Source organism: Candidatus Marifrigoribacter sp. Uisw_064 (assembly GCF_047730175.1).
Lineage (GTDB): Bacteria > Bacteroidota > Bacteroidia > Flavobacteriales > Flavobacteriaceae > Marifrigoribacter.
This window is the reverse complement of sequence record NZ_CP159833.1, coordinates 297,089-321,545: the sequence shown is the minus strand read 5'-3', so window position 1 is coordinate 321,545 and position 24,457 is coordinate 297,089. Positions and strand designations below refer to the sequence as shown.

Below are 24,457 nucleotides of genomic sequence, written 5' to 3'. Positions count from 1 at the left end.
TCAGGAATTTGAAAATAAGATTGTAAAAATAACAAAAATGGAACTTCCAGGGGAAGCGCTGCATTTAAAAATGGCACCTATTGAACGCTTGCTCGAATTAAAGAAGCTTGCACATAAGGCAAAGTCGGCTAAAAAAGCAGGTGTTATGGCATTATTTTACCCTTCAAATTCGGGAGAAACTCATTTGGCTTTAATTCTTAGAAAAACATATAAAGGGGTTCACTCAGCACAAATAGGGTTTCCAGGAGGCAAGTATGAGACTGAAGATTCTTCACTACTTGAAACTGCTTTGCGTGAAACGGAAGAAGAAGTAGGAGTGTTACGTGATTCTATTTCAGTATTAAAACACCTAACGGAAGTATATATTCCGCCAAGTAATTATTTTGTGTATCCTTACTTAGGAATTTCAAAAAGCACCCCTCAATTTATTTTGCAAGAAGAGGAAGTAGAGGCATTGGTTGAGGTGCCATTGGCTCATTTTATGGACGATACTGTGAAAGTTACAAAAACATTGACCACTTCATATGCCACTAATATTGAGGTGCCTGCCTTTTTATTAAATGGTCATGTCGTTTGGGGAGCTACTGCCATGATGTTAAATGAAGTGCGAGAAATGCTAAAAGAACTCTTGTAAGCAGGTTTATTTTGTATCTTCGCATCCGCGTTAGTTTGACTTTAACCTTGCGACTCTAATATTAAAACAAATGCATGGGGCTTTTTAAAAAAAATCCATTTGGACATATATTATTTTTAAAACTTTGGTTGATCCGAATCTTAGGATCCTTAACCCATAGACGTTTTAAAGGTTTTAATGAGCTTCAAATTGAAGGTTCCGAAATCATTAAAAATTTACCCGAAAACAATGTATTATTTGTTTCCAATCACCAAACGTATTTTGCTGATGTCGTTTCCATGTTTCATGTATTTAATGCCAGTTTAAGTGGGCGGGAGGATACTATTAAAAACATTGGGTATTTATGGCGTCCCAAACTAAACTTATATTTTGTTGCTGCAAAAGAAACCATGCAAGACGGCTTATTACCAAAAATTATGGCTTATGCAGGTTCTGTGAGTATAGAACGTACGTGGCGCTCGGAAGGACAAAACGTAAATCGCCAAGTGAAAATGAGCGATATTGGTAATATAACTAAAGCTTTGGAAGATGGATGGGTTATCACATTTCCACAAGGAACGACAAAACCATGGAAACCAATTCGTAGAGGTACCGCCCATATTATTAAAATGAATAAACCCATTGTGGTGCCAATTGTGATTGACGGATTTAGACGTTCGTTCGATAAAAAAGGCCTCCGAATTAAAAAAAGAGGGATTCTACAATCGATGGTAATTAAAGAACCTTTAGAAATAGATTACGAAAATGAAAGCATAGATGCTATTGTTGAAAAATTACAATTTGCCATAGAACAGCATCCTTCTTTATTAAAAGTAATCTCTGAAGAAGAAATTAAAAAAGCTGAAGAACTCAACAAAGAGCGACACTGGAAGGTGAAGTCTTAGATTTATTTCATCATTAATCATATCTTTTTGTCATCTTGAACTCGATTCAGGATCCACAAATTACTTAACATGAAAATGGATTCTGTGTCAAGTACGGAATGACAAGGGCTTTATCATATTGTCTCCAAAAGATTCAGGATTTCTAGATCCAATTTTAAACCTTTTATTCTAAACAGATTTGTATTAATTTCAGCAAAACAATTCACCAAATTAATTGGAGAATATCACTATAACTGAATATTAACAACTAAATTTGAGAGGGCTATACTTCATTCAAAAAAGGGCAATAAAAAATGAATTCTATTTATCAATATATAATCTCATTAACGGTAAAACGCAGGCTAAAGAAAAATAAATATGAAGCTACGCAAGTTGAGAAAGTAATAAAAAATACGAAAGTAGAATTTTCTCATTTCATTAGAGATAGTTTTTTTATTATCATAGGAGTATTATCTGCTGGGTTTGGATTGGAAGGATTTTTATTGCCAAATATGTTTATCGATGGTGGTGTCATGGGTATTTCATTGATCATGGCAGAACTTACACAAATACCATTATCGGTGTTACTAGTGGTAATCAATTTACCCTTTATAATCATGGGTTTTTCTACAATTGGTAGGCAATTTGCATTTAAAAGTATTGTTGCAATTGTATTATTAGCGATTACAATTCATTTTATACCCTTTCCAATTATTACGGATGACAAATTACTAATTGCAATTTTTGGCGGTTTCTTTTTGGGCTTAGGAATAGGCTTAGCAATTCGAGGAGGTTCTGTGATCGACGGAACAGAAGTGTTAGCAATCTTTCTGAGTAAAAAGACTGCAATGACTATTGGAGATGTAATTTTGTTATTTAATGTTCTTATTTTTTCATTTGCAGCCTATGTGTTTTCAATAGAAACTTCATTATATGCAATGTTGACTTATCTGGCAGCATCAAAAACGGTTGACTTTGTGATATCTGGAATTGAAGAATATGTTGGAGTGACGATTATATCAGATTATAGCGATGAAATTAGATTAGCTATTATAGAAAAAGTAGGAAGAGGTTGTACTATTTATTCAGGTAAAAGAGGACTGACGAAGGAAGAAACAGAGATTGTTTATACCTTAGTAACAAGACTCGAATTAGCAAAACTACACACCGAAATAGATAAAGTAGATAAGAATGCATTTGTTGTGATGCATAGTATAAAAGACGCAAGAGGTGGGATGATAAAAAAAAGAGCCTTAAAATAATTTCCAAAAAAAGACGCTAGACGCTAGATATAAGAGCAAAATTTTAGACGAAATATACAAGACGCCAATTGCTTTGTCATCCTTTTTCCAAACGATTTATAACCGTCCCACGATTCGACAAGGCTAAACAATTATTGTCATATTGAGCTTAACTCAGTATCTCATCCTATTCTTCTTGTCATCCTGAACTTGATTTAGGCTCTGCAATAAAGTTAATAAAATAATGAATTCCGTGTAAATCACTGAAAGACAAATGCTTTGTCATCCTGAACTTGATTCAGGATCCAGCAATACAAAAAAAAATAAAACCAATTCATAAGCTATAATTTTACAGTATATTTATCTTTATTTAATTCGGTATATTCCACAATACAGCTTTCTATGATCGTACATGTCCAAATTACCAAAACAGCATAAATTTATTGATCTTTCAGACTATGGAAGACCCATCGCTAAAATTATCGCAAACTCTTTAAAGAACACTTCTTTTACTCCAATTCACGTTACGATTAGTTTTATAATCTCAGGCCTCATTGCTATGTATTGTATTATACAAGAGTATTATTGGCTTGCGGCATTCTTTTTAATTTTAAAATCTATTTTAGATGCTGCAGATGGTGAATTGGCTCGCGTAAAACAAAAACCATCCTATACCGGGCGTTATTTAGATTCTGTAGCAGACATAATATTAAATGCCTTATTTATTATTTCTATAGGCTATGTTACGGATACGAACATTTGGATCTGCATTTTAGCATTCTTGGGCTTACAATTACAAGGGACTCTTTATAATTACTACTATGTTATTTTAAGAAATAAATTTGATGGCGATACTACGAGTCGTGTGTTTGAACATAAAACACCCATCGCATTAAAAGGCGAAAAACAACAGCATGTAAATATTCTTTTTGGTCTGTATACACTTTTGTACGGTGCTTTCGATAGAATTATTTATAGCTTAGATCCTACAGCAGATAAAGGGAAGGTATTGCCTAAATTTTTTATGACCAGTGTCTCAACGTTTGGCTTGGGCTTCCAATTACTCATTATTGCAGTGATGCTTGTAGCAGGCTTAAAAGCTTTTATTCTACCCTTCTTTTTAATGTATACTTTAATGGTTTTTGTTTTTATTGTAATTCGAAAGATTTTCTTTTAAACAAAAAACCCAAAAGTCTTTATTTTTTTTTATATTTAGCATCTATCCCCACAACTATTTGCTTTTAGCGAATGGTGTGGGGATTTTATTTAGATAAAAAGTATTAAAAGTGTGTTTATCTAGTAACACAAGCCGATAAACGAGTATAAACATAACGATATAACAAGTTGGCAATAATTAAAAAATGAAACTAAATAAGGAACAATTACTAAAAATAAACGAAGTAAATAATTTCATAATTGATTATTGCGAAATATTTGCAGATAATGAAGAAGAATTAGTTTATTCCGAAGAACGCATAGAGGAAATAATAACAGAGGAAGAAGATATTGAAGCAATATATTTCAATTTTCCTGGAGAAGAAGAATATGTAGAGATTGAACCTCTTGAATTAATAAGCCTATTTGATGAAATTAAATCTATCGAAATAATTAGCAATGGTTATATCAAAACTAATCTTCGTAGATTTTACATTGTTAGTTTAACAGATTCGGAAGATGAATATGTTCTAAACACATTTCACAAAGTAGGTTCTAGCTCAACAAATGGAATTAAAATTAGTCTTTTAGAACAGTCCTTTATAGTTGGACTTTCAGCTACAAAACTTGGAGAATATGACAGTGACGGTTATTGGGGAACAGCTAGTCAATATTTAGTAATTGAAATAGAATACGAAAGTAAAGATAAGGTTTTAGATAAAGAAAAAGAGCTTGAAATTATCAATTCATATATTTTCGAAGTTGCTGATAGCACAGGTTTTTCACTAAGTCTGTCAGAAATAAGAAATCCTGTAAATGACTATTATGACTATGAAGCTGATATACAAGATGAAAACTCATCACACTCTCTAAGAGAATTAGAACCATTCAATGAAGGAATGAACCTTTTTATATCAGCAGTTCAAATTAAAGACCCAGAATTAAAGTTTTTGAATTTTTATAAGGTTTTAGAGCATTTTTCACCAATTGCTGTAAATATTGAGGCTAATGAATTAATGAGAAAAAAACTAGATGCACCGAGAAGTTTATTTGAAGATGGAGATTATATCAGGTCTATATTTGAATTAGCAAATTCTATGCGTGATAGATTTAATGATGAGGATTTAATTAAAGCTTCTTTTAATACTTGCTTTGATATTGTTGGTTTATTTGACAAACTTCCTGAATCAATAAAAAAGAAAATTAAAAAACATATTGGTGCTTCCGAATTAACTTATTCTACTGACAAACAAAAAATTACTACATCATCAAATATTGCTAGTAAAATAATTTATAAAACTCGCAATAAAGTCGTTCACGCCAAATCAAATTTTAATTTAACTGGAGAAGAGATAGATTCATCAGAGTTTGACCAATTAAATGAGTTTATGAAAGAAGCAAGTTCACAAGCTATCAGATGGTACTCAAGACAACCGAATCATTTAAAACTTGAAATAATAAAATAACTATTGCCAACACCGTGTAAAAAAAATTGCTGGTAAAAGCCTACTTACGAAAATCCTCACGGATTTTCTTGGTTCGTGTTTTATTTACTAAATTTATTGCTTAAACCACGCAACTTTCCTTACACAACAACGTTGTATGCAATTAAAAAAGACATACAACAATGTATATAAATTATTTTTTTACTAAGTTCCCGTATTCAATCATTGCTTCAATAAATACCTTATTTGGTATATCGTCAAATCTTGCCATTCTATTCTTTTTGTAAAAGTTTTGTATGTGCTTATCTAATATTTTTTTTGCTTCTTCCATAATTTTAGTTTTTAATTCGTAAAAAATCAATTCATATACTCAACGTTGTGGGTAATTTGAGAAAACGGAAATGAACGAATCAAAAAGACTGAATTTTTTAAAATCATATCTCAAATTATATGGAGTTAAGAGAATTGAATTAATTGACAAAACGGTTGACTCAATAAGCGGAATTGCAATCTATGATGAGAATGACCCAGAAGAACGACAGGAATTTATTTGGCATAAATCTGAAAAGCAAGTTCCCTCACCTGAATTGAATATTCTGATTGAAAAAATTGTTGAGGAAAAATGGCATAACGGAGATAAAATTTCGGAAAATATTGAAGAATTGGAATTTGAAGAGTTTGACAACACAACTAAAGAAAAAATACTGACTGAATTATTTGATGTCCAAATTCGAATGGTCGAAGATGGAGAAGAAACAGATTCTTATTGGGTTCATTACTAATTGATAAAATGAAAATATTAAAAAAAATATCAGTAATTGGAATTGTTTTCCTTTTGGTCAGCTGTTTCTCAACAGAAACAAAAAATGCTGAAAAAGCATATAAATATTGGTCTGGAAACGAACCACCAAAAGAAATTGAATTGATTAAAGGCGAATATTATCAATCACCTCATTTTACTCTCGAATATGAGTTATTCCTTAAATTCAAATCGGACAAAAAATGGTTTGACGAATTTGTTGACTATAACGGACTTGAAGTTGACACAGTTGGAAACGAATGGAAAGGTTGGACTAAATTGCCTGAATGGTTTAAACCTGACCAAAACTATCTGATTTATGCAAAAGACCAAACAGCCCAATTTGAACGTTCAAGATATTTAAGAAATCCTAAAACTGGAATTAGCTATATCTATGAAACTGTGGGAATGTAAAATAAAAAACTACCCACAACAAAGTATATAAAAAATAGGGCAAGATTTTCGGTAATAGAAAGTTTCATGCAATTAATTAACTATCTTGGTTTCTGATAAATCTGAACTCGCTTGCCTTGCTGATTCGCACGCGGCTCAATTTATTTTGAGGAAAGAAGATAAGTCTAGGTTTCGCCGCTTCAAGCCGCACGCTGCGCCACGCCCTACTTTTCATATACAAACTCGTTGGCATGCATTGAAAAAGAACATGAGAAACTTTAAGATCATAATAATTCTAACACTACTATTCTCCAGTTCAATTATAATTGGGCAGGAAACCGAGCGTGGGAAATTGACGAAAAAACAAGCAAAAGAGATTGTTTTAGAAGCTCTTTCTGATTCAACCCTTCATAATATAATTGGAGTAACATCCATTTTGACGAAAGAAAAAAAAGTAGTAGAATTCGCTGAAATAATTCTTTGGGACATTTATGGAAAAAAAAATATTGAAAAACAAAAACCATATAATGTATTTAAAATTGATAAATATTGGCTGTTAAGCGGAACTCTACAAAAAGGAATGAAAGGTGGAACGTTTATGATAATAATCGACTCTTATGATTGTAAAATTATTCGATTGACTCATGGAAAATAAGAAACGAATTATCTACATCTGGATTCTTGGAAATATCGTTCTAATAGGAAGATTCTTAATCGACCCATTTTTAATACAATGTGAACCTTGTATTCCTGGTTATCCTTGTCCACCTTGTCTAACTGAATTTGCGAAAAATATTTGGATTTATTTTCTAATTTGGAATGTATTAGTTGGAATAGTGTTTATAATAAAGAAGAAAAAAACGCAAGCCAACACCGTGCATAATTAATTGCTTAATAAGTTTTTCCTTCGGAAAAACCTCGTGGACTTCAAAGGCTTGTAATTATTTACTATTTATTCGCTAAATTCACGCAAACAAATCATGCACAACAACGTTAGCTACAATTAAAAAAATGGGATTAAGTAGACCAATAAATAATGTTTTTTTATCCGAAGATTTCCATTTTGCCGAAATTGATTTTGGATTAGATTCTTTCGTAGAATATTTAGAGTTAACAAATACACTAATTGATAATAATGTAAAAAAACATCTAAGTGAATATGATAACACTTCAGATGAAGCCAAAGATTACTTTTTTGACCCTTCTGATATATATATAAAACAAAAAAGTTTACAGTTGTACTATAGTTCAATTGTAATATCCTTATACTCTTTCTTTGAGCAATCTTTACTTAAACTTGCTGAAATCCCAGAGAAAGACAAAAAAATCAAAATTGATGATATTTCAGGAAATGGAATAATTTTTACGATTAAAAAATATTTAGAAAAAGTTATTGAGATTGATTTTAAAGAAATGAATTATGAATGGAATGAAATCACAAAGCTAAATCAGCTTAGAAATTTATTTGTTCATTCGTCTAATTCGATATTAAAAAAATCTGAATCTAAAAAAAGAATAAATACCTTAAAAAATATAAAACAGCTAAAAGTTACTGAGAAAAGTGATTATTATATCCTAGAATTTGAAAGTGACGAATTGATTAGACATTTTATTGAAATAATTAGAGTGTTTTTGAATAAAACATATACAAGTAAATGTAGCTGACAAGAACTATAATTGAGAAAAAGAATGAAATTTGACCACTGCGATAACTTAATACATTTCACGAAAGCAAAAAATGGTTCTCTAAGTTATGAGGAAGCATATTTGAATTTCAAGCAAATAATACAAGAAGAGAAACTAAACGGTGCTAATGGTATGATTTTAGGAAATCATAAATGCGTCTGTTTTACAGAATCACCAGCAAGATGTTTAACAAATGATGGATGTCTTGATTCAAAATTATTTTCTCGATATACTCCTTTCGGTTTTCAATACCAAAAGAAAAAAGTATTTCAACAAGGTGGTAGACCAGTTATATATTCAACAAGGGATGAATACAATGTTGAACAAAATAACACAAACTTAAATTGGAGATTTGTTAGTTACAATCCTGAATTAGATGGTAGAAATGATTTCACTTGGGAAAGAGAATGGAGAATTAAATCAGATAAAATACCTGTTAAACCTCAATTCGCAAAATTAGTTTTTCCAAATAGAACTTGGATTGATAGATTTATTTATGAACACGAATTAGAATTTCACGGCGATTGTGAAGATTGTATGTGTACAAGAGAAGCAACAATTATTAATTTCACCGACTTTGTGAAAGCCGAAAATTGTGAAAACATATCTGGAACTTGTCCTGACCCTGAAAAATTCCCTTGGATACTAATAAATATGAATGAAAAAGAACAGTAGCTAACAATGTATAAAAAACATAGGGCGTTTGTGCTAAACCGAAAGTTTTTTACATATTTACAAAGTCCGCTAAATATAAAATTTGGCATTTATAGTAGAAAAGATAAAAGCAAAATATTTATATTTAGCTAAGTAATAAACCGAAACGATAGTGCTTTTTAATTGCCCTACATTTCTTATACTAAACGTTGTGCTTAATTTAAAAAAGACCTAGTAATATAGAATGAATAATAGAGTTCTTTTAATAACACTTTTTGGACTATTGATAATCTTGAATCTAGTTTCAACATACTTATGGTTATGGGGAATATCAATTATTGACTTAGAACGACCTGAATATTCAAATTTCAATGTCAACACAAGAGACACTTTGAATTCAATTTTACGAATTGCAATACTAGTTGGACTTTGGTTACCATTACTGCTAGTTATATTCAAACGAATATGGAAAATGAAGGCTTTAATTATTCCAACTCTGATAAGTCTAGTTTTATTCCTGACAATGTATAAATCGCAGGACGTATATCCTGACGAAGAATCACAATACACAGAAAATGGATATCAACATAGGATTGAAAAATGGAATGATAAGGACATTGTCGAAATGAAACATTGGATAAGCCGAGACTCTTTGAGAAATCATATTTCACACAGACATATAGAATGGATACTAATTAAAGAAGAATAAAAAACTAAGCACAACAACGTGTATAAAACATAGCTAATAAAGGCTTTCCGAAAGGTTTGTGTTTGTTTGCAAAGACCGCCAAATTTTTAATTTGGCTTTTAGAAAATAATAAATTAAAAACAAAATATAAAAATTCGGCTCTGTGTTAATCCGAAAAGTCAGCGTCTTTTTACACGCTACGTTTCATACACAAACCGTTGTGCTTCATTATCAGAAACCGCTAACCAATGATAAAATTCTTTAGAAAAATACGTTACGATCTTATGGAGAAAAATAAAACTGGAAAATACTTTAAATATGCTATTGGTGAAATACTTCTAGTTATGGTTGGTATTTTATTGGCACTTCAAGTAAGTAACTGGAACCAACATCGCAACCAATTAAAACAAGAACATAAAATCCTTCTATCTTTAAAAACAGATTTTTTAGAGTCTAAAGAGCGATTGTTGGAGACTATGTTTATGCAAAAAAATGTAGTTAGAAAAAGTAGTAATTTGATAAAAATGTATGAAGGCCAAATACCAAGACCTATTAACGACTCGATAATGAATTATATAAATTATGGAGCCTATTCTTGGTATCGTTCTGAACTGTTAACAGGTGCATATGACGCTTTTATTAATTCTGGTAATTCAGAACTAATACGTAATGACCAACTTACTAAATTACTAGCCGAATATTTCTCCATCGTTAAGTTTGGGTTTGAAGATCAAGAAAATAGTATGAATCTTCTTAATAATATGCAAAATATTCTTGCTCCCGTAATTGTAAATCTCAGATTACGTAAAAATGGACCAAGAATCGGTTTAGATACTTTAAGAAGTCCGAAGGAAGATTTTGCCATTGATTTTCTATTTAAACAAGATGCTTTTTTTGGTAATTTATTAAGTAAAACAATAGTCGAAAAATTAAGATATAATATCCAAGAAGAAATGTTGAATCATATAACGCAAATATTATCAATTCTAAACCAAGAAATAGAGTTACATGAATGATAAAATTCTTCTAAAAATAACGAAAGCACAACACCGTGTATAATCAATTGCTTTGGCAAGTGCTTATCTGGAAAATTCCGCTGGAATTTTCTCTGGTTCGTTTTTGTTTACTAATTTAGTTGCTTAACCACGCAACTAACCATACACAACAACGTTAGCTACAAGCTGAAAATGAGAACGCAAGCAAAATGTTTTAACATAGCGGAAAAGACTTTTAAGGAAATACAAAACCATTTCCCTGAATTGACTATGAAAATGGACTATGAACACGAACACGTGGATTTGTCTATGGATATTCCAAAACAAAAAGGACTTGACTTTGAAATCAATCTGAATTTACAAAACGATGATGAACTTCATATTTCGACTGCCTATATTTGGTGCCAGTTATTCTCTGCTGAATCTCAAGAATTAGTGGATATGTTTTATGAAAATGTACTCGGAATTATAAATGGAGAATACCGAATATTACAGTTTGTGAAAAATGACAAAGTGTATAAATCGTTTCTTCAAAAACCTAATGGAGAAGAATGGGAAACTATTTACAGAGGATATGAACGATTTAAAATGCCTTGGACAAAAATCAACGAAAACATTATTCAGAATAAAAAAGAAAGTAAATTAATCGGAATTTATAAAGCCAGTAGCTAACAATGGCTATAATTAATACGGGTTTTCGTGTTAAACCCAAAGTGTAGATATATTAACCAAGTCCGCCAAATCTTTTGATTTGGCTTTAGAACAAAAAAGATAAAACAAAATAAAAAGTTTCGGCTAAGTGCTAACTCGAAAGTTTAGTTACTTTTAATCCCGTACTAACCATAGCCGAGCCGTTAGGTGCAAGCTAAAAAAAAGTCCACCGCACGGTCAAGCACATTTCATTTTGCTCGTGCCTCACAAAATAAAAAGAGCTTGCCCTTTCCCACCGCCACCCGATTCAGTTATATTTGAAACGATAGTATCTTATAAGGCTACAAAAGTTGGTTAAATCGGAACTTTTGTTTACTTTTGATGGACAATATTAAAACAACAAGTATGACTTTTCTTGGTAAATATCTTACTGACAAATCAATAAATAAAGCGGAAGTTTCAAGAAAAACAGGAATTGGAAAATCTCGTCTTAGTAATCTAAGTATAAAAGAGGATACAAATCTTAAAGCTGAAGAACTATATCTTATTTCTAAAGCTATAGATGCTGACCCAAATGACATTCTTGAAAAAGTATATGGACACTTAAAACTAAATAAGTAATTATGGAAAGTTTAAATTTCATAGATTTATTTTCAGGTGCAGGAGGATTATCTGAAGGTTTTATTAAAGCAGGATTTACTCCTATTGCTCACGTAGAAATAGATAAAAAAGCTTGTGATACTTTAGAAACTCGATTAGTTTATCATAAACTAAAATCAGAAAATAAAACACAAAATTATTACGATTATATTTCAGAAAAAATGACTCGTGAAGAGTTTTTAAAAGGCTTTTCTAATTCTGACATTTCTGATTCTGTTATAAACATTCCTATTGGTGGCGAAAACAACAAAATTATATTTGAAAAAATAAATAAATTAGTAAAAGGAAAGCAAGTTGACCTGATTGTTGGTGGACCTCCTTGTCAAGCTTATTCTCTAGTTGGTAGAGCTAGAGACAAAGATGGAATGAAAAACGACCCACGAAATTTCCTTTATAAAGAATATGCAAAGTTTCTTATCAAATACGAACCGAAAGTGTTTGTTTTTGAGAATGTTATGGGGTTAATAACCGCAGAAAAAGGAAGTTATTTTAAAAATATGCAAGCATATTTTAAACGAATTGGATATGAAATAGATTATACTATTCAGAAATCAGAAGATTTTGGAGTATTACAAAAAAGAAGAAGAATCATCTTAATCGGCTGGCAAAAAGGAAGTCATTTTAAATATCCAAAATTTGATAAAACCAAAGAACAGTTTACTGTAAGTCAAATTTTATCTGATTTAAAAAAATTAAAACCAGGTGAACAAAATAACATTACGAAATACTCTAAACCAACTACAGCATATCTTGAAAAATTTGAATTAAGAAACGGAGTTGATTTTGTTACACAACATATTGCTAGACCTCATAATGAAAGGGATTTAAATATCTATAAAATCGCAATAAATAAATGGTTGAAGAAATCTGAAAGATTAAAATATCCCGATTTACCAACAGAACTTAAAACCCATAAAAATGAAACTTCATTTGTTGACAGGTATAAAGTTGTTGACATTAATGGACTTTCTCATACAATGGTTGCCCACATAGCAAAAGATGGACATCATTATATCTATCCTGACAATAAGCAAATAAGGTCTTTATCCGTTAGAGAAGCGGCAAGAATTCAGTCATTTCCAGACAACTTCTTTTTTGAAGGAGGCAGAAGTGCCGCTTTTAGACAAATAGGTAATGCTGTTCCTCCTCTAATGGCAAATGAAATTGCTAAAAAAATAAAAGAACAACTTTAAGATGGAAAACATAAAATTTTTTAAACCAAAAGCTCATATCTTAAGATTGTTAGGAGAAGAACTTATAAAAAGCCCAATTATGGCAATTTATGAGTTAGTTAAAAATAGTTATGATGCCGATTCAAATGAGGTTATTGTCAGCTTTAAAGACATTGAAAATACTGAAAATGCACTTATCACTATTGAAGATAACGGAACTGGACTGACTTCTGCTATAATTGAAAATATTTGGCTAGAACCTGGTACAGACCATAGAAAACCAATTGATGAAAACGGTAAACGAATAATCAACAGAAGCCCCATTTTTGAAAGAGTACCAATGGGAGAAAAAGGAGTTGGTAGATTTGCTGTACATAAATTAGGAAATACAATCAAACTCATTACTCGACCTGCTAATGTAATCAAATGTACAGATGGAGAATGGAGAAAATATGTCCTTGACTATGAAATTACACTTTCAATAGATTGGGTTGCTTTTTCGCAATCTAAATATTTAGAGGATATACCAATTACTTGGCAGACTGAAACAGACAAATCGAAATTTCATTTCAAGAATGATTCTGGTACTCTTATAGAAGTATCAGCATTAAAGGAACCTTGGTCAAGAAGAATGGCTAGAAGCTTAAAAAGAAACGTAGTTTCTATGCTTTCTCCTAAAAACAAAGAAAGTGAATTTAAAATATCTTTAGAATTTGATAATCAATGGCTAGCTGATTTTCCTGATGCAAATCAAATTTTAAATATCGCACCTTATAAATATACAGCATTATTAGATGACGAATTTAATTTAACAGTCGATTATGAGTTCTCACTAGCATTAAATGCTGAATTTGGGGAAAGAAAAATTGATGGAGTAACAGAAAACATTAGAGGTAGATTGATTCCTGCCCTCAGAAAAGAATTAGAAGAGGAAGAACAATTACCAAAAGACAAAATTGATGACTTTATTAAAAAATTTGTAGAAAAGAAAAATCCTTTTGGTAATATCTTACTTGAACTATATTCTTATGATTTGGATTCTGCTACTTTAAGAAACTATACTTACGACTCCAAAACATTAAAAAATGTTTTAAAGCACCATTATGGAATAAAAGTATTTAAGAACGATATGCGTGTTTTTAATTATGGAGAACCGGGTAATGATTGGCTTGAACTTGATATAAAGAGAGTGCAAAGTAAACAATGGTTCTCAAATAATCAGAATATTGGTTTTGTATATTTAGATTCTGAAAATTCTACAAATCTAATTGAAACGACAAATAGAGAAGGATTTATAGATAATGATTCCTTTAAAATATTTTACAAAAGTATTCTTGCAATTCTAAACGACTTCAGGATTGAAAGAATTAAAGATAGAAATAAATGGTTGAATTATATTAAACCCGCTCCTAAAGCGAAATCTTATCAAGACCAAACTTCAGTTTTTAAAGAACTCATTGACTCAACTGATTTTACTAAAAACGAACAAAAAGAGAAACTAAAAGAAGAAGTTGATGTTTTACAGAAGGATTTTGAGACTAAAAAAGATAACCTTTTAATACCAGCTGGAGTTGGAATGACAGCTTCTGTTGCCTTACACGAAATTGAAAAATTGGTTCCTAGAATGAGAGAATCTGTAAATTCAGAACCTTTCAAAAAAGAAGTTTCGCAAGAGCAAGTAGATGAACTTGAAGATTATGTTCAAGGTATTTTATCCGTATTAAGAAAAGGTGGTAATAAACCAATCAAATTAACCGAATCCATTGAAAAAGCTATTTCAAATTATGGTAAAAGATTCAAATCAAGGGAAATTGAAATAATTACTGATTTTGACACTAATATGGACACTATTATATGTGATAAAAGATATTTTATCACAATGATAATGAACATTATAGATAATAGTATGTATTGGCTAGATACTATCTACAAAAACGACAAAGGAATATACTTAAAAACTTATTTAGAGAATGATATACCAGTTATTTTAATTATTGATAACGGCCCAGGATTTAAAGATGAAATTAATGAAGTTGTTATGCCTTTCTTTACAAGGAAAGATGATGGCATTGGTATTGGTCTATACCTAATTGACACTATTATGATGAAATATGGAAAACTTGAAATTTCAGATAGTCAGGAACTCGACAGCTTAAATATTCCTTCTAAATTTAGAGGCGCAGCTATAAAACTAACATTTAACAAAAATCAAAAATAATATGTTGTCATTCGAACCAAACATAGTCTTCATTGACGACAAAATAGAGGAAGTAGACGGCATTTTAGATCTTTACCGTAAAGAAGGTATTGGAGTTAAATATTATGATGCTGATATAGTAGCTGGTGATACTCCTCCAGAATCACCGTTTTCCAATGTAAATTTAGTATATCTAGATTTATATTATAAAATTGATTTCGACCTTGAAATGTGCATAGGATGGATTGATAGCATAGTCCCAAAGAATTCTTTTTACGTGTTAGTAATTTGGTCTAAAGACACAGAAGAACATAAAGATGAAATAATTGAAGGATTGACTCAAATTCACAAAAAACCATTTGTTACTTTTAATGAAATCAAAAACAACAGCTATAAGAATACTGATAACTCATATAAATGGCAAGAACTTAAAAACAAAATAGACTCGGAAATAAATAATATACCCGAGTTAAACGAATTATCAGTTTGGAAAAAGAGCGTTTTATTCTCGTCAAATGTTATTATTGGTCATTTAACAAAAAACATCTTACCAGACGCCTTAAAAAAGAAACTTCAGAAAATAATCTTAGGACACGGAGGAACCTATTTATTAGGAGAAGGAAATGAGAATGAAAAAAGGAAAGTCCTCTTTGACGCTATGGATGTTATATTATCATCTAATTCAAAGTCAACTAGACCAACTAGTGATATATCTGCTATAAATAAGGAGTCACTATACAATATCCCTACTTTTCCTATAACAGATATTGATTCGAAATTAAACTCTTGGTTTCACTTTAAATTAATTGAAAAAGATAATATAGGTGTAAATGAAATTACACCAGGAATAATTAGTTTAAATAAAAATTCTTTGCTAAAAAAAATGTATTCGATTGTAGATGACCCTAAATTGAATCCAAAATTTCAATTTCAGATTGAATCCGATTTAACTAAAATTGAAGATATTACAGTAGTCCTGATTAGACCTTGTGATTATGCACAGAATAAATTTGGTAAAAATATTAAGTTATTAAGTGGAATTAAACTTAATAATCCTTTAAGATGGAAAGATGAAGAACTGAATGCAAAAAACAAACATAAATTAGGGAAAATAAAACTAAATAGTGAACTTCCTGATTCTACTAAAATGTTTGACAATTTAACATTTACGGAAGATGAAAATGATGTTTCTCTAATTTTTGATTTTAGATATGTGTTTTCTGTGCCAGAAAAGATATTTAATGATAAATTCGAAAATTTAAAACTTTTCAATAAAGAATTATTATCTGAAATTCAAGTTGAATATAGTAGTTACTCTAGTAGATTAGGAATAACCCAAATAATATAAGCCAACGCAAGTTCAAGCACATTTAAAGTTTGCTCGTACCTCACAAATTTAAAAGAGCTTTCACGCCAACGCTAGCAAGTTTGTGGAAAGAAAAGCCAGACACCTAACAATGTATATAAAAAATAGCGCAATTCTTTGCTAACACGATGGTTTGGGCATTTTTGGAAAGTCGCCAAATTTTTAAATTTGACGATTTCCAATAAAAAAATAAATAGTAAAATTTAAAAATTCGGCTTGTGTTTAATCCGAAAAGTTATCGCTTATTTTCAGCGCTACTTTTCATATACGAGACGTTAGCGCCAATATGAAAAAAACATTACTGATATTAATTTTAATTACTTCATTGAACTTATTTTCACAAGAAAATCGAGTTCCATCTATAGTCGTTTTAAATCCTCAAGAAACGATTTATGACAAAGGACTTGACTCAATCGCAAAACTATATGAGTATAAAGAAAAACCAAGTGATGAACAAAAACAAAGAATAAGAGAAAGTAATGGAGAAAATTTTGACCTTAAATCTGAAAAAGAAATCCTCTTTATGGGAAAAATGGATCTAGGCTCTCAAATTACATTTGGACTTAATTTCTATTTAAGTTATAAGTTATTTGAATATAACGAAAACAATATGGTTTATCCAGCTCACGAAATAAATAACTCAACAAAAGCGGAATTGAAAAAGATTGCGGAAAACCATAATATCAATTGGATTGTGAACATTCCTAAAGTTGAATTCCAAACCAATGAAAATGAAATGAGTGGAAAAATTCGATATCAATTATACAATCTGAAATTTGACGAAATTGTTCTCGATGAAATTTTGACAGCTGACGACCAAAACCCAGGATTTGAATTTACTTGCGAATCTGGAACGATAGACTGCGTGACAAATAATTTGACTAGTACAATTTCATATAAAATACTCGGATTTTTAAATAAAAATAGAAAATACTGGCGCTAACACCGTGTAAAAAAAAATGCTAGTAAAAGCCTACTTACGAAAGTCCTCGCGGACTTTCTATCTGTGATTTATTTGCTAACTTTAGTGCATAAAACACGCAACTTTCCTTACACAAAAACGTTGTGTGCAATATAAGAAAACCCGATAAATGAGAATAACTATACTTCTAACATTCCTTTTTCTGACTCAGTTCAGCTTTGGACAAGAAAGCAGAAAAGAGATGGCTGAATCGAAAATCTATGTTCGAGCAACTTACTTTGACAAAAAAAATGAAATTATTGGACTTCAAGTTAGAACGGACTTAAAAGATACCTTGATAGAAAATCGGAATTTCATAAAATTCAAAACGGAAGATTTTACCGACTATTCTGACATTGAAAAAACTGAAATCTATTACGAATCATTTCGAGATGGGAATTATAGACTTCTCAACAGAACTCTTCAAACCGTTCACAATATCAACTACAATAAGACAGAAGAACAAATAGCTACCCTTTTTGGAGAACAAGTAAAAACGTCCCTTGAATTTATCGACACACGGAGAAGCTATCCAAGAGACAGTTTAGTAGCGACCGATAAAACCCCAAGAAAGTATTTTAAAACAGAAAATTCAGAGGTTTATGCATTAATAATACCAGACTTGAAAACATTAGCGGTTTCGAGTAACGGACATTTTTATACAAAACAACTTTTCGGAGACAATTATAATGACATATCAGAAGGTATTAAAAACAACTTCCAAACCAACAACCGATTTGACATACAATCAGGAGATGAAATACAGTTGTTTTATCGGAGAAAATGGTACAATGATTCAACAGGAATTGCCGAATATGAAGACAAGCAATTTAAAAACTTCAAATACATTGGAGATACGTTAATTGACGGAAATAAGTCTTTAAGAATGGAAATTGAAGGCTACAATTACTTGAGCGGTTCAAAAGATGGACCTGAAGAATTCTTGATGCAAGTTTCAGATAGTGGATATTATTACGGACACCAATTTATTCCTTTCAAAGATTACCAAACTGAACTTAAAATTATTGAACAAAATGGACAAAAGGGTTTTTCTCTTCAAGGAGTAAGTAAGGACACAATCAACGGATTTACTTATGAAAAGATTGTTCAAGCGACACCTGACGCTTATCGATATTTTATTCTTCCATTTTTTCCAATGCCATTTGTAGAGTTTGGTAATGTTCAAGGAATAATTACCTATTCAAAAATTAAAGGAATTGAAAAAGGAACGAAAAGAGAAAGAACCTATAAAACGGATGAGAATAATATTAGAGATATTTATAGTGTATCAGCCCAGAAAGTCGAACTAGAAATTTACTTTATAGACAAACTCGACATTGAAATTGAGATAAAAGACTATGAAAATGATAAAGTAATCGGTTCTATAAAGGCTAAATCAAAAAAAGGAATAAACTCATTCATAGTAAAGACAGAAAAGTTAGAAAAAGGTAAATCATATAGCGTTCAGATAAACTATAAAGGGGAGAATAATTCGGGAAGTTTTTCGAACGGATTTAAATCAAAACATTAAAGAAATACGGCACACAACAATGTATATAAAAAATAGGCGAAACAGTAGTAAAATAAAGGCTTTTGGCTCGTATCACAGTTTGTGCTTAACCGAAAGTTTAGTGCTTCGAAATCGCCTACTTTTCATATACTAATCGTTGCCAGTAATACGAAAAAACCAATGATAATTGACTTTTTTAAGAACATATTTTTCCAAAATAAATAGGAATCGTATAAGAAACATTATGACAGTATTTTAGTTTGACTCATTACCTTCTAGAGCTATTCGTTGAATTCTCATACAATTTCACAAAACAGTAATAGAAGTATCTTTACCCCGAGTATTTTTATTATGTTTGCAAAAAAATCAAAGCTATGAAAAAAATTATGCCATTACTTGTTGCATTTCTGTTAGTATTAAATGCGGCTGGACAAATAACAATTGTTGATAATCCTCCTCTTCCAAGTGTTGACAAAACTTTCTCGGATCCATCCTCAGAATCCGATAGATTTGGGGATATTAACTATATCTTATGTGCAGATAGTTTTACATTAACGGAAGAAACACAGTTACTCGAAGTAGAATTTTTTGGTGAAAATGTTAACAGTTCCTTTCAACCCAGTAATTTTAGTGTGTTTATCGTGTCAAATTCTGGCTCAAATGTGCCAGCAATTGATCCAATAATAGACACTCCTCTTGTGAGCCTTTTTCGTATACCACTTAATCAAGGTTTTACAATTACACAATTCAATACCTCAACAAATAGGACAGATATAAAAATTGATTTTACTGAGGCAAATGAAAATAATCCTGTGATTTTACCGGCAGGGGATTATTGGATGATACCGGCTCAGTATGTTCCAGATGGATCTCCAGGTGAAAATACTTTTTACTGGGGTTGGTTAGGCTCCACAAATACTTCTCCTTACACACCACAAAAAATAACTACGCAATTCAACCCTGTTGTTTGGGAACCAATTGCATTTAATGGTTCTGATGCTACCTCGTTATCTTGGACATTGAAAGTAGAAGAAAATTTGTCCAGCAATGAATTTTCATCTAATGCAGTTTCAATTTATCCAAATCCTAGCAAAGATGAAATTAATGTTGAATTACCTAATAATGTTGATTTGGAAAACATTACATTATTTAATTTGCTTGGAAAGAAAGTTAAGACAGAAATTATTGATCAAAATACACTAAATATTGCCCAACTAGCTTCAGGTACTTACATTTTAGTTGTGAAGACGTCCTTTGGCGTAATAAGAAAAAGGATCATAAAAGAATAATTTATTATGACGGTGTCGAAAGCGCTAACTTGGATATTTGTAGTTACAATATTTACATTTCATATAACAAATATGTTTAATCGTTATTTTGAAACTGAAATCGAACACAATTGAGATTTATCTTCAAGATTGGTTTGATAGATTACAAGATATTGAAATAAGTACTACTGGCAACAAAGTATATAAGCAATGCGGGAGTTTGTGCTTAATTAAAAGTTCGGGTATATTTGGGAGACCGCCGAATTTTAACAAATTCGACTTATTGCTAAAAAAATTAATAATCGAAATTTGTAAAAATCAGCTCGTGTCCGTCCGAAAGGCTAATGCCTTTCTTCCTCCGCACTGCTCATATACATAGACGTTGGCGGTAATTTGAATATATGAATGAACTTTTAGATTATTTTAAAAATACGGTTTCAATTTCACCTGAAATAGAAAATAAATTAAATGAAATAATCAAAGAGAAAAACTTAGTTAAAGGAGAACAAATACTAACTGATAACTCTATTAAAAAAGAGCATGTATTTGTTGTAAGTGGTTGTTTGCGTTCTTTTTTCAAAACGGAAGACGGAAAAGAACACACAATACAGTTTGCCATTAAGAACTGGTGGATAAGTGATTACATTACCCTTTATACAGATAGCAAATCTGTTGTCTCCATCGAAAGCCTAACACATTCTAAGGTTTTAATAATCGATAATTCTAAAGTTGAAAAATTTTATCAAGAATTTCCTCAATTTGAAACCATTCAGCGTAAGAATTTTGAAAAACGGATTTCTGCTCTTCAAAAACGGATTTTAAGTTTATTAGCACTATCTGCTATTGAAAAATACAATCAATTCATTAAAGAATATACCGAATTTGAAAAGATAATACCTAACTATCAAATAGCTTCATATCTAGGCATTACTCCGCAAAGTTTAAGTAGAATACGAAAAGAAAGAATTAAAAATTGATTTATTACCATAGGTTCATATTTGCGTTTTAATTATCATCTACTTTTGTCGAATACTTAAAATAAGACAATGAGTTTTTTAGACAAATTAAATGAACGTTATGCTACTAAAGCTATGAATGGCAAAGTAGTTTCTCAAGAAAAAATAGATAATATTTTAGAAGCAGTTAGATTAGCTCCAACATCTAGTGGATTGCAACCTTTTGAAGTGTTTGTAATTACAAATAACGAAACTAAATCTAGTATCAAAGAAATCGCTTGGAATCAATCGCAAGTTACAGATTGCTCGCATTTATTGGTGTTTGCTGCTTGGGATAATTATACTGAAGATCGTATTAACTATATGTTCGATTTAACCAACGAAATAAGAGGTTTTAAAAACGAAGGTTGGGAAAACTACCGACAAATGTTATTAGATGGTTACCCAAAGCGTAATGCAGAAACAAACTTTGAACATGCAGCAAGGCAAACCTACATCGTTTTTATGGCTGCAATTACTCAAGCTGCTTACGAAGGCATAGATAGTACACCAATGGAAGGTTTTGATCCAGATGCATTAGATAAAATTCTTGGATTAAGAGAAAAAGGATTACGAAGTACACTTTTATTACCAATAGGATACAGAGACACAGATAAAGATTGGTTAGCCAATCTCGTAAAGGTTAGAAAACCAATAGAGAAATTAGTAACATTTATATAAATCAAATCATGAAGAAAAAAATAATATTAACTCTTGTAAGCATCATCTTATTAGCTTGTCTTGTATTTTACTTTACATCTAGACCAACAGAAACTGAAGATGGATCATATATTCCATCACCATTAGCATTAAAATTAGCAACATCTCCGACTACAGATTTTGATAATACTGTTTATGAAAATAAGTACACAGGAAATAAAAAGGTGTTAATGATTTGCACAGAGCAGAAAAACATGACCATGGCTAATGGTAAAAAGTTCTCAACTGGAAATCATCCTGTCGAAATACTTTTACCAGTGCTACATTTAAAAAATGCTGGCTTTGATGTAGATGTTGTAACACCTAATGGAAAACCAGTTGTCATTGAGCAATGGGCAATGCCAGAAGACGATGAGCATGTAAAAGCAATATATGCTGAATTCAAAAAGAAATTTGAAAATCCAGGAAACTTATCTGATTTTGTTGCTAACACCATGAATGAAAGTTCAGATTATGCTGCTATTTTTATTCCTGGAGGTCATGGAGCAATGCTAGGACTACCAGAAAACAAAGATGTGAATAAACTAATAAACTGGTCGTACAATAATGATATGTTTACTCTTGCTATTTGTCATGGTCCAGCAGCATTATTAGCAGCTGGCTTAGACAGCAACAAAGATGATTATATATATAATGGTTATAAAATTGCTTCATTTCCAGATGCTGTGGATGAGCAAGGACCAATGATTGGTTATACACCTGGTCACATGCCTTACAAGTATGGAGAAAAGTTAAACAACTTGGGAGTTACAATCATCAACGAAGAAGCTGATAATACAGTTCATAAAGACCGAAAATTAATTACAGGAGCTAGTCCCTTAGCTGCAAATGCTTTTGGAAAATTAGCTGCAAATGAACTACTTAAAGAGATAAATAAATAAAAAACTACCGCCAACAACGTGTATAAGTAATAGCGATTTGAGTTTTAATTCAAATCGCTATTCTTTTTTATTTTGTAAATTACTTTCCGAAAAGTAGTACACTAAAACTCGCTACTACTCATACACGAACACGTTGTAACCAATTAAAACACAGATGACGTAAAGATGTCATGTAGATGACGACACCAATGCCAATGCTTTTATTTAGCTTTGCTTCAACAATTAAACATAACTCAATTGAAGAATAAAGATTTAGCAAAACGAGTAAAAGAATTAAGAAAGCGAAACGGTATGTCACAAGAACTCTTGGCAGAAAATTCTGGGTTAAGTTTACGGACAGTTCAAAGAATTGAAAATGGAGAAACCCAACCTACTGGAGATTCCATTAAAAGATTATCAAGTGGTTTAAATGTTACACCTAACGAATTAATAGATTGGCAAATTATTGAAGATAGTAAAGCTTTATTACTATTAAACTTGTCGCAACTCTGCTTTATAGCATTTCCATTACTTGGCATACTAATTCCATTAATTATTTGGACTTCAAAAAAAGATAAGATAAAGGATATAGACCATGTTGGAAAATCTATTTTAAACTTTCAAATATCTTGGACATTACTTTTATTTTTATTAGTTATTGGTCTTTTTATTACTTCAAAACTTGAACTAACTACCATTTCCTTTGCCGGAATACTAATAACTATCAGCGCAATGTATTTTCTAAATTTTCTAGTTGTAATAGCTAATACCTTCAGATATCATAATGGGAAATCTTTAAAGTATCTAATAGCATTTCAATTCTTAAGTTAATCTCAAGGCAATTAAACTTAACCAAATAACGAACTAATGAATAAATCAAACTACAAAGTAACATTTGAACTTGTATTACGTCAGTGCGTTTTCATAATTCTTAATATTTATGCATTGTCTAAATTGTTAGGTGGTCAATTTTATATGAAAGGAAAATTACCTGCTGAAATTGCAAATACAACATTAGGTGAGGCAAGTGGATTTTCATTAGCCTGGACATTTATGGGACATTCATATTTTTACATAATGTTTGTAGGAATTGCCCAACTCATTGGTGCTTGGTTTCTTTTATGGAATAAAACAAAGCTTATTGGAGTATTGATATTATTACCTATAATGGTAAACATAATTGTATTCGATATTGTTTTTCTTGATGTATATCCAGCATTAGCCAATGCCATAATAGTTCTTTTAATGTTATTCTTAATTCTATTTTTCAATAGAGAAATAGTAAAAGATACTGTCATTAAGCTTACTAACTTTCAATCAAAATCTAGTGTTTCAATTAAAAAAAGATTAATCACTTTTGGAATTACTATTCTATTTATTGTATTAATTTTCAGTTTTGATTCATTTATTGAATACTGGCTTGGAGCAAGTACAGAAAAAATAATTGAATAATAACTGGTTACAACAACGTGTATAATCAATTGCTTGCTTCTAGCCTACTTACGAAAATCCTCGCGGATTTTCTATTCGGTTTTTATTTGCTA

Annotated in this window: 26 protein-coding genes; 25 read left to right on the top strand and 1 reads right to left on the bottom strand. The window is 30.8% G+C overall.

Annotated elements, in window-relative coordinates; all coding sequences use genetic code 11:
• Positions 1–37 precede the first annotated feature (37 nt).
• The 5 genes from ABXT64_RS01450 to ABXT64_RS01430 all read left to right on the top strand — a co-directional run bounded on the left by ABXT64_RS01450 (position 38) and on the right by ABXT64_RS01430 (position 5,359).
• Complete coding sequence (locus ABXT64_RS01450) at positions 38–634, top strand: NUDIX hydrolase (protein ID WP_443633620.1); 597 nt, start codon at positions 38–40, stop codon at positions 632–634.
• 74 nt (positions 635–708) lie between these two features.
• Complete coding sequence (locus ABXT64_RS01445) at positions 709–1,518, top strand: lysophospholipid acyltransferase family protein (RefSeq protein WP_443633619.1); 810 nt, start codon at positions 709–711, stop codon at positions 1,516–1,518.
• A gap of 293 nt (positions 1,519–1,811) precedes the next feature.
• Entirely contained in the window at positions 1,812–2,759 is a 948-nt protein-coding gene (locus ABXT64_RS01440; RefSeq protein ID WP_443633618.1) for a YitT family protein, read from the top strand.
• Positions 2,760–3,150: 391 nt separating this feature from the next.
• Entirely contained in the window at positions 3,151–3,915 is a 765-nt protein-coding gene (locus ABXT64_RS01435; RefSeq protein WP_443633617.1) for a CDP-alcohol phosphatidyltransferase family protein, read from the top strand.
• Between the two features lie 184 nt (positions 3,916–4,099).
• Complete coding sequence (locus ABXT64_RS01430) at positions 4,100–5,359, top strand: hypothetical protein (RefSeq protein ID WP_443633616.1); 1,260 nt, start codon at positions 4,100–4,102, stop codon at positions 5,357–5,359.
• A gap of 172 nt (positions 5,360–5,531) precedes the next feature.
• Here ABXT64_RS01430 and ABXT64_RS01425 read toward each other — a convergent pair whose 3' ends face one another.
• A complete protein-coding gene (locus tag ABXT64_RS01425) occupies positions 5,532–5,669 on the bottom strand; it encodes a hypothetical protein (protein WP_443633615.1) in 138 nt (45 codons plus the stop codon).
• A gap of 70 nt (positions 5,670–5,739) precedes the next feature.
• On the opposite strand from ABXT64_RS01425, the gene ABXT64_RS01420 reads away from it, so the two are divergent.
• The 20 genes from ABXT64_RS01420 (at position 5,740) to ABXT64_RS01325 (ending at position 24,365) form a co-directional block, all read left to right on the top strand.
• Complete coding sequence (locus ABXT64_RS01420; protein ID WP_443633614.1) at positions 5,740–6,120, top strand: hypothetical protein; 381 nt, start codon at positions 5,740–5,742, stop codon at positions 6,118–6,120.
• Positions 6,105–6,551 (top strand): hypothetical protein, encoded by a 447-nt coding sequence (locus tag ABXT64_RS01415; RefSeq protein WP_443633613.1) that lies wholly within the window; start codon positions 6,105–6,107, stop codon positions 6,549–6,551. Before ABXT64_RS01420 ends, ABXT64_RS01415 begins: the two co-directional genes overlap by 16 nt.
• Before the next feature lie 85 nt (positions 6,552–6,636).
• Complete coding sequence (locus tag ABXT64_RS01410; protein ID WP_443633612.1) at positions 6,637–7,185, top strand: NTF2 fold immunity protein; 549 nt, start codon at positions 6,637–6,639, stop codon at positions 7,183–7,185.
• 356 nt (positions 7,186–7,541) lie between these two features.
• A complete protein-coding gene (locus ABXT64_RS01405) occupies positions 7,542–8,195 on the top strand; it encodes a hypothetical protein (protein WP_443633611.1) in 654 nt (217 codons plus the stop codon).
• 24 nt (positions 8,196–8,219) lie between these two features.
• Positions 8,220–8,891, top strand: coding sequence for a hypothetical protein (locus ABXT64_RS01400; protein WP_443633610.1), 672 nt, complete (start codon positions 8,220–8,222; stop codon positions 8,889–8,891).
• Between the two features lie 502 nt (positions 8,892–9,393).
• Positions 9,394–9,579 (top strand): hypothetical protein, encoded by a 186-nt coding sequence (locus ABXT64_RS01395; protein WP_443633609.1) that lies wholly within the window; start codon positions 9,394–9,396, stop codon positions 9,577–9,579.
• A 227-nt stretch (positions 9,580–9,806) separates the two neighbouring features.
• The gene (locus ABXT64_RS01390; protein WP_443633608.1) at positions 9,807–10,574 is read left to right on the top strand and encodes a hypothetical protein; all 768 of its coding nucleotides are present in this window, start codon (positions 9,807–9,809) and stop codon (positions 10,572–10,574) included.
• Positions 10,575–10,829: 255 nt separating this feature from the next.
• Positions 10,830–11,225 (top strand): hypothetical protein, encoded by a 396-nt coding sequence (locus tag ABXT64_RS01385; protein WP_443633607.1) that lies wholly within the window; start codon positions 10,830–10,832, stop codon positions 11,223–11,225.
• A 384-nt stretch (positions 11,226–11,609) separates the two neighbouring features.
• Positions 11,610–11,825: a helix-turn-helix domain-containing protein gene (locus tag ABXT64_RS01380; protein WP_148381664.1), complete on the top strand. Its 216-nt coding sequence runs from the start codon at positions 11,610–11,612 to the stop codon at positions 11,823–11,825.
• A gap of 2 nt (positions 11,826–11,827) precedes the next feature.
• Positions 11,828–13,057, top strand: a complete 1,230-nt coding sequence (locus ABXT64_RS01375) for a DNA cytosine methyltransferase (RefSeq protein ID WP_443633606.1) — start codon at positions 11,828–11,830, stop codon at positions 13,055–13,057.
• A 1-nt stretch (position 13,058) separates the two neighbouring features.
• Positions 13,059–15,254 carry an ATP-binding protein gene (locus ABXT64_RS01370; protein ID WP_443633605.1) on the top strand — a complete coding sequence of 732 codons (2,196 nt, stop codon included), beginning with the start codon at positions 13,059–13,061 and terminating at the stop codon, positions 15,252–15,254.
• Between the two features lies 1 nt (position 15,255).
• A complete protein-coding gene (locus ABXT64_RS01365) occupies positions 15,256–16,581 on the top strand; it encodes a hypothetical protein (RefSeq protein ID WP_443633604.1) in 1,326 nt (441 codons plus the stop codon).
• Positions 16,582–16,885: 304 nt separating this feature from the next.
• On the top strand, positions 16,886–17,542 hold the full coding sequence (locus ABXT64_RS01360; RefSeq protein WP_443633603.1) for a hypothetical protein: 657 nt from the start codon (positions 16,886–16,888) through the stop codon (positions 17,540–17,542).
• Between the two features lie 148 nt (positions 17,543–17,690).
• Positions 17,691–19,091, top strand: coding sequence for a hypothetical protein (locus ABXT64_RS01355; RefSeq protein ID WP_443633602.1), 1,401 nt, complete (start codon positions 17,691–17,693; stop codon positions 19,089–19,091).
• Between the two features lie 353 nt (positions 19,092–19,444).
• Positions 19,445–20,359, top strand: a complete 915-nt coding sequence (locus ABXT64_RS01350) for a T9SS type A sorting domain-containing protein (protein ID WP_443633601.1) — start codon at positions 19,445–19,447, stop codon at positions 20,357–20,359.
• Positions 20,360–20,739: 380 nt separating this feature from the next.
• Positions 20,740–21,315, top strand: a complete 576-nt coding sequence (locus tag ABXT64_RS01345; protein ID WP_443633600.1) for a Crp/Fnr family transcriptional regulator — start codon at positions 20,740–20,742, stop codon at positions 21,313–21,315.
• Positions 21,316–21,384: 69 nt separating this feature from the next.
• Complete coding sequence (locus ABXT64_RS01340; RefSeq protein WP_443633599.1) at positions 21,385–22,014, top strand: NAD(P)H-dependent oxidoreductase; 630 nt, start codon at positions 21,385–21,387, stop codon at positions 22,012–22,014.
• 8 nt (positions 22,015–22,022) lie between these two features.
• A complete protein-coding gene (gene hchA / locus ABXT64_RS01335) occupies positions 22,023–22,934 on the top strand; it encodes a glyoxalase III HchA (RefSeq protein ID WP_443633598.1) in 912 nt (303 codons plus the stop codon).
• Positions 22,935–23,171: 237 nt separating this feature from the next.
• Positions 23,172–23,744, top strand: a complete 573-nt coding sequence (locus ABXT64_RS01330; RefSeq protein ID WP_443633597.1) for a DUF4870 domain-containing protein — start codon at positions 23,172–23,174, stop codon at positions 23,742–23,744.
• Between the two features lie 36 nt (positions 23,745–23,780).
• Positions 23,781–24,365 (top strand): hypothetical protein, encoded by a 585-nt coding sequence (locus tag ABXT64_RS01325; RefSeq protein ID WP_443633596.1) that lies wholly within the window; start codon positions 23,781–23,783, stop codon positions 24,363–24,365.
• Positions 24,366–24,457: the final 92 nt, after the last annotated feature.

Bases quoted from the DNA above. Each gene is read 5' to 3' on its own strand.
- ABXT64_RS01345 (WP_443633600.1), top strand. From the start codon at position 20,740: ATGAATGAACTTTTAGATTATTTTAAAAATACGGTTTCAATTTCACCT.
- ABXT64_RS01385 (WP_443633607.1), top strand. From the start codon at position 10,830: ATGGACTATGAACACGAACACGTGGATTTGTCTATGGATATTCCAAAA.
- ABXT64_RS01400 (WP_443633610.1), top strand. From the start codon at position 8,220: ATGAAATTTGACCACTGCGATAACTTAATACATTTCACGAAAGCAAAA.
- ABXT64_RS01430 (WP_443633616.1), top strand. From the start codon at position 4,100: ATGAAACTAAATAAGGAACAATTACTAAAAATAAACGAAGTAAATAAT.
- hchA (WP_443633598.1), top strand. From the start codon at position 22,023: ATGAAGAAAAAAATAATATTAACTCTTGTAAGCATCATCTTATTAGCT.
- ABXT64_RS01395 (WP_443633609.1), top strand. From the start codon at position 9,394: ATGTATAAATCGCAGGACGTATATCCTGACGAAGAATCACAATACACA.
- ABXT64_RS01405 (WP_443633611.1), top strand. From the start codon at position 7,542: ATGGGATTAAGTAGACCAATAAATAATGTTTTTTTATCCGAAGATTTC.
- ABXT64_RS01360 (WP_443633603.1), top strand. From the start codon at position 16,886: ATGAAAAAAACATTACTGATATTAATTTTAATTACTTCATTGAACTTA.
- ABXT64_RS01420 (WP_443633614.1), top strand. From the start codon at position 5,740: ATGAACGAATCAAAAAGACTGAATTTTTTAAAATCATATCTCAAATTA.
- ABXT64_RS01450 (WP_443633620.1), top strand. From the start codon at position 38: ATGGAACTTCCAGGGGAAGCGCTGCATTTAAAAATGGCACCTATTGAA.
- ABXT64_RS01355 (WP_443633602.1), top strand. From the start codon at position 17,691: ATGAGAATAACTATACTTCTAACATTCCTTTTTCTGACTCAGTTCAGC.
- ABXT64_RS01370 (WP_443633605.1), top strand. From the start codon at position 13,059: ATGGAAAACATAAAATTTTTTAAACCAAAAGCTCATATCTTAAGATTG.
- ABXT64_RS01440 (WP_443633618.1), top strand. From the start codon at position 1,812: ATGAATTCTATTTATCAATATATAATCTCATTAACGGTAAAACGCAGG.
- ABXT64_RS01425 (WP_443633615.1), bottom strand. From the start codon at position 5,669: ATGGAAGAAGCAAAAAAAATATTAGATAAGCACATACAAAACTTTTAC.
- ABXT64_RS01390 (WP_443633608.1), top strand. From the start codon at position 9,807: ATGATAAAATTCTTTAGAAAAATACGTTACGATCTTATGGAGAAAAAT.
- ABXT64_RS01445 (WP_443633619.1), top strand. From the start codon at position 709: ATGGGGCTTTTTAAAAAAAATCCATTTGGACATATATTATTTTTAAAA.
- ABXT64_RS01340 (WP_443633599.1), top strand. From the start codon at position 21,385: ATGAGTTTTTTAGACAAATTAAATGAACGTTATGCTACTAAAGCTATG.
- ABXT64_RS01365 (WP_443633604.1), top strand. From the start codon at position 15,256: ATGTTGTCATTCGAACCAAACATAGTCTTCATTGACGACAAAATAGAG.
- ABXT64_RS01375 (WP_443633606.1), top strand. From the start codon at position 11,828: ATGGAAAGTTTAAATTTCATAGATTTATTTTCAGGTGCAGGAGGATTA.
- ABXT64_RS01325 (WP_443633596.1), top strand. From the start codon at position 23,781: ATGAATAAATCAAACTACAAAGTAACATTTGAACTTGTATTACGTCAG.
- ABXT64_RS01380 (WP_148381664.1), top strand. From the start codon at position 11,610: ATGACTTTTCTTGGTAAATATCTTACTGACAAATCAATAAATAAAGCG.
- ABXT64_RS01435 (WP_443633617.1), top strand. From the start codon at position 3,151: ATGTCCAAATTACCAAAACAGCATAAATTTATTGATCTTTCAGACTAT.
- ABXT64_RS01350 (WP_443633601.1), top strand. From the start codon at position 19,445: ATGAAAAAAATTATGCCATTACTTGTTGCATTTCTGTTAGTATTAAAT.